Annotated in this window: 6 protein-coding genes; all 6 read right to left on the bottom strand. The window is 28.2% G+C overall.

What is annotated here, in order from left to right:
- On the bottom strand, positions 1-275 hold a 275-nt coding region (locus SPJ33_RS00855; RefSeq protein WP_321116066.1), incomplete at its 3' end, for a sialate O-acetylesterase.
- Between the two features lie 75 nt (positions 276-350).
- Complete coding sequence (locus SPJ33_RS00850; protein WP_321116065.1) at positions 351-1,211, bottom strand: alpha/beta hydrolase; 861 nt, start codon at positions 1,209-1,211, stop codon at positions 351-353.
- A gap of 336 nt (positions 1,212-1,547) precedes the next feature.
- Positions 1,548-2,708 carry a hypothetical protein gene (locus tag SPJ33_RS00845; protein ID WP_321116064.1) on the bottom strand — a complete coding sequence of 387 codons (1,161 nt, stop codon included), beginning with the start codon at positions 2,706-2,708 and terminating at the stop codon, positions 1,548-1,550.
- A gap of 73 nt (positions 2,709-2,781) precedes the next feature.
- On the bottom strand, positions 2,782-3,804 hold the full coding sequence (locus SPJ33_RS00840) for a DNA cytosine methyltransferase (RefSeq protein WP_321116063.1): 1,023 nt from the start codon (positions 3,802-3,804) through the stop codon (positions 2,782-2,784).
- Positions 3,788-4,834 carry a DNA cytosine methyltransferase gene (locus tag SPJ33_RS00835; RefSeq protein WP_321116062.1) on the bottom strand — a complete coding sequence of 349 codons (1,047 nt, stop codon included), beginning with the start codon at positions 4,832-4,834 and terminating at the stop codon, positions 3,788-3,790. Before SPJ33_RS00835 ends, SPJ33_RS00840 begins: the two co-directional genes overlap by 17 nt.
- Positions 4,835-5,056: 222 nt before the next feature.
- On the bottom strand, positions 5,057-5,569 hold the full coding sequence (locus SPJ33_RS00830; RefSeq protein WP_321116061.1) for a hypothetical protein: 513 nt from the start codon (positions 5,567-5,569) through the stop codon (positions 5,057-5,059).
- Between the last annotated feature and the right edge of the window lie 344 nt (positions 5,570-5,913).

Raw genomic sequence — 5,913 nt, 5'->3', positions numbered from 1 at the left:
TTATCTATAGCCCAATCATCTAATGAACTTCCACCTTCAGCGCAAGGAATTAAACCAATAGTATCTTCTTTATTTTCAGAGCACCATGCATCTGCAAATGAACTAACTAAACTTACTCCTGCAACAGGACGATCATAATTAATTGGTTCAGTCATCATTTGCCATCTACCATTACGTAACATTTGTATTCTTTCATTATAGATTGGAGGTACTTCATTAATAAAACCTCTTCCAGCCATATTTGACTGTCCTAACATTAAAAATGATTTAATCATTTTTTCATCTCCTCTTTTGTTTAATATCTATAATTTAAGCAAAATTTATTTATTTTTTCAAAACTTCTTTAAATTCTAATCTATAGGAAACTTTCTAATATGATTTATAATTATTTCTGATACTTCAGCTTCATTAAATTCTGTTAGCCAATGACCTGCATTTAATTCATGGAAATCATAATATCCTTTCATATATTCTTTATTCTTTTCAATTCCTGCACGTCTAATTGCTATATCTTCATTTCCCCAAATAAGAGTTGTTGGTGTTTTTATTTCACCATAAGAAATATTATCTTTAACCATCATAATTCCACGATACCAGTTTATTGTTGCTGTTCTTGCTGAGGCTTGTGAGAAAATCCTCATATAATCATCAATTATTTTTTGGTCAAAGCCTTTATATAGATTATGTAAAATAGCAAAATCATCTTTAGCTAGCATTGCTTCTGGTACATTTTCTTGCATAAGCATACCTATATAGCTTCCTTTTTCTTTTTGATCTTCATCATTTTCTAATGCCCATTTATATGCTGGCCAATGTGGTACTGATAAAGCTGTCCATGACTGTATTCTTTCAGGATAAAGTGTAACAACATTCCAACCAACAGCTGCTCCTATATCATGTCCAACAAGATGAAATTTGCCCTTAACTCCAACACTTTCTGCAAATCCAATTACATCATCTACAAGCTTTTTAAATGAGTAATTTTCATATCCTTCTGGTCTTGCTCCATCAGAATATCCTCTTTGATCTGGCGCTAAACAACGATAACCTAATTTAGCTAGCTTCTTCATTGTACTTTCCCACATTATAGAACTTTCAGGAAAACCATGTAAGAAAATAACTAACTCTGCATCTTGCTCCATTCCAGCTGTACGACAAAGATATTCCATTCCGATCATATTAATAATAGCCTTTGATATAGCTATATCCATAATATTTACCTCCTAAAATTAATAAATTAATTTTACTTTATTGTTTCCATAAACCTTTTAATGTAGTCAAAAAAGTAGTACCCTAAAACTAAGTACTACTTTTAAAAAAAAGATTTAAATATATATTAAATATCTCTGTTATTTATATTTATAGCATGCTTCTCTGTATCTTATTAAAATTATATCACTTTTGTTTAATATTTTTTATTCTTATTAGTAATAAAACAATTAAATAATATGCTTATAAACTTCTTGTTAATTCATTTTAATTCTTTCTGTAGAAATGTTACATTCAAGCTTATATTGTTGTATATGCTATTTTTATTACATTCTACACTATAATTCATAATTATTTAAAAGTAATTCACTTATTTTATTCCAATTAAATTGTATTCCAAATCCATTAACAAAATATCTAGCATTTTTACTATTTACTAGACCCAAATGATTCCACAGCTTAGGTTCATCTCTAATATATGATCCTTTAGCATTAGTTGTAATTGCTGTTGGCTTTCTTTTACCTATATATCCTTTATTATCCAAATAAATATCCAAATTTAAATAGTAGGAATTTCTATTATTTAATATTTCCTTACTTACACTTCTTTGATACTCTTCAACTTCATTAATTAATTGCAAATGCTTTCCATCAATTAATATCAAATAAGATAAATAGTCCATAAATTTTTTACTATCTGGCCCATATATTTTTCCTATAGTTAATAGTTTGTATCCTTTTATTGTTAATCTACCTTCACTTTGAGACCACAAGCCTAAATGAAATAAAGAAATCTTATAGTTTTGTTTTTCTGATTTCTTTGAAGATTCACTAGGTTTTTTACACCTACTTTTTCCATCCCACATTTTTGTTTTACCGTTTATTAACATATTATAAAATTCTTCATATATATAATCTGTGTAAATATCTCCTTTTTTATCATTATACTTATCTGATAACTTTAGTAATTCGTATACTTCATAATGGCTGGCATCTCTCCAAAAACACCAAAAAGTTTTACTTACTGAATTATCATTTTTAGCAATAGGCTTTCTCTGTCTTTCTTCACTTATTGATTTTATAATTTTTATTTCATCTTTTGTTAAATTATCTTCATCATATTCTATAACTGATATTGGTAAATGCTTAAATTCATCACCTTTCAAAATATCACTTATATATTTACTTATAGGGAACCCATCATCAGCATATTTAGGTAGAATTATTCCCGCATAATCATGTTTTTGTAAATATGCAATAGTTTGTCCAAGTCCCGTTAAATATTCTCTTTTTGTTTGTTTAGGTGGTTTAAACTCATTTGCATATGATACATCTTTTTCATTATCCAATAATACATAATCAGGTCTAGGCCAATCCCAATCTCCAACTCTAAATATGTCTGTTGAAAATATCTGTTTCCATCCTTCTTTTTCTTCTCTTATATTATCTAATAGTGTAGAACCTACAAAAGAGGCTAATTCATCATGTGTCTTTCCCACAAAAAAACTCCCCCAAATTCATAATATTTTTTCTTATATTATAATATATATTATGAATTATATATGGAAATATTTATAAATATTTTTTTAAATTTTTAGCTAATTCATAAGCAAGCTTTACTGGCACTGCATTTCCGACTTGAATACATTGATTTTGTCTACTTCCACAAAAAATTACATCATCTGGAAATGTTTGTATTCTTGCTGCTTCCCTTACTGTTAAACTTCTATCTTCTGTTGGATGTAATGGAAAGGCATTATGTCCAGGTACCATAGTTGTAGCTGGATGCTGCCTATGTAATCTTTTATATACATGACTAAAATTCTTAACCTTATTATTTTTAAAATCTTGTCTTGCACCATAACTTAGATGTTCTGGTAACCCATTAGTTGGTAATCCACTACCCTCTGGTATATATTTCATCCTCTCTTTTACTATCGCCTTATGATTCATTGGTACATGATTTGCAATTATATTTTCTTTCCCTACTAAATCCATTATTGATTCTCCAACTGTTTTATATTTATCTTTTGATTTTATAATTGGATCAGGAAATTGCAAATCAACATCAATATCATTTCTTATTCCCATAAAAAATACTCTATATCTTAGCTGAGGCACACCATAATCTGAAGCACATAATACTTGACATTTTATTTTGTGATATCCAATTTTTTCAAATTCATTCTTTATTATATCCCTAAGTTCTCCATTATGTGAACTTAATAATCCTTTAACATTTTCCATTAAAAATATTTTTGGTTGAATTACGTTCACAAATCTAATAAATTCAAAAACTAATTCATTTCTTGGATCCTTTACCAATCTTTTACCAATAGTTGAGAAGCCTTGACATGGTGGTCCACCTATTATTACATCTATATCCTTATATTGAGCTAATTCTGAATCTTCAATTTCTTTTATATCCTTATCAATTAGCTTCACATTTGGATAATTAAGCTTATGAGTTTCAATTGCTGGTTCCCATTTTTCTACTGAAAAAACTGGTTCAAAACCAGCATCCATAAAACCTCTTAAGAACCCTCCTGCTCCTGAAAATAAATCTATAAACTTAGGTTTATTTATGCTTTTCATAATATTCATCTAATCCTTTCTTTATGTGTTCAGCCCAAGCTTTAGCTAGCAATGGAGGTACAGCATTTCCTACTTGCATACATTGTTTATGTCTAGGTCCAACAAATATTAGATTATCATCAAATGTCTGTATTCTTGCTGCTTCTCTCACAGTTAAACTTCTATCAAGCCAAGGATGTATTGGAAATGCATTATGACCAGGTACCATTGTTAATGATGGTTCATTTCTATGTAATCTTTTAAAGGTATTACCAAAGTTCTTTCTATAAAGCTCTGGTGGCAATTTCTCCTCTGGTAATCTTCCACCTTCAGGAATATACTTATATCTAAGTATATTCTTTTCTGTATGATTCAAAGGAACATGATTTGCTATAGTATTTTCTTTTCCTGCTAAATCACCAATAGCTTCACCAACTGTTACATAAGGTTTATACATCATCTCTTGCCCATGAGTCTGTTCAGGAGGATTTATGTTCATCCCTATTCTATTACCAAAAACAAAAACTCTTTTTCTCCTTTGAGGTACTCCATAATTAACAGCATCTAAAATGAACACATCAAATTTATATCCCATTTCTTTACCTAGTTCATTAAACTCCTGTTTTATCATATCAAAATATGAACCATTATCAAGAGTAAGCATTCCAACTACATTTTCCATTAAAAATACTTTGGGTTTAATAATTTTTAATACTCGTATATATTGCTTGAATAATAAATTCCTTTTGTCTTTCTGTCTTCTCTTTTTTTCATCTGCAGATATTCTTGCACCAATTGTAGAAAACCCCTGACATGGAGGTCCTCCTATAAGAACATCTATTTCTTTATTATTAATATATTTATTAATAGTCTCTTCATCCAAATCATTTATATCTCCAAATATAAATGGTATCCATGGAGTATTTTTTTCATTAAATAAAGCACAATCTTTATCAAAATCGGTTGCCATTACTGTTTCATATCCTACTTTTTCAAATCCTAAATGAAATCCCCCAACTCCTGCAAATAAATCAACAATTTTATATTTCATGCTTTTTATATTCTCCTTATAATTTGTATATCTTTTTTTGATTATATAGAACTAATGTTCTATTGTAAAGTGAATACTTATAATTTCACCAGTACTTTTTTGACATAATTAATTATATACTAAATAAATTAAACTACTAATTAACATGATACCTTTAGCTTACTATTCATTTAATTCCATTAAATCTCAAATTTACTTATGATGCGGTTCACCATGTTTTATTTAATATCCTATTATTAGTATTCCTTTTAAGGGTAATACCAATCTATCACTTGAATATAATGCATCAAAAAATTTGCATACTTCCTCAAAGTCATTAGCCTTTCTATATTCATTTCTTACTGCAATGCATAGATAATCTACATCTTGCATTAAGCATGCTTGAAATAAATCTTTCAGAAACTGATTATTTATAACTGCTCTTCCTGCTTCTACTTCTATTACTGTTTTATCATTGATGCTATATGCATCAGCTTTAAATGATTTTTCTAAAGTGTTATTTCTACCAAACAAAACAGGTACATTTATCGTTTTATTAGTTCCATCTTTGTTTTTTTCTACTTCATATCCTATTTTATTGAGATTTTCACTACATTCTTTAAGCACATCATTACTCCAAAGAGAATGTTTAGCTGAATTTATCTTTTTATATGATAAATTAAAAACTTCTACTACTTTTTCTAAATGTTCTGGTATTCTTGAGTTCTTTGGATAATATTGAAAATTAATACTCACTTTAATAGTTCCCCCTAGTATAGTTGTTGTTTAATTATATTACTATTTTTACATTTGCACAATTTGTACCAAGTAAATATAAAAAGGATAGGTTACCCTTGTTATTTATATAACCTATCCTTCATTAAGTATGTTATTATATCATCATTTATCTATATTTCTTTATTTATTACTATCTTTGACACTAGTAAATGTATCAGTTGTTTCCTTTGTTAACTTGTATTCATTTCAAAGAAGACTTCTTTGAATTTTTGCATTACTTCATTTACGTAAGTCATTTTATCAATTTATAAATATAAATGACTATCTAAAACCTTGCTCCGTTACTTGTGATATGGTTCTCC

The organism is Clostridium sp. (assembly GCF_034179595.1).
Taxonomy (GTDB): domain Bacteria; phylum Bacillota; class Clostridia; order Clostridiales; family Clostridiaceae; genus Clostridium.
This window is presented reverse-complemented; position numbering and strand designations above follow the sequence as displayed.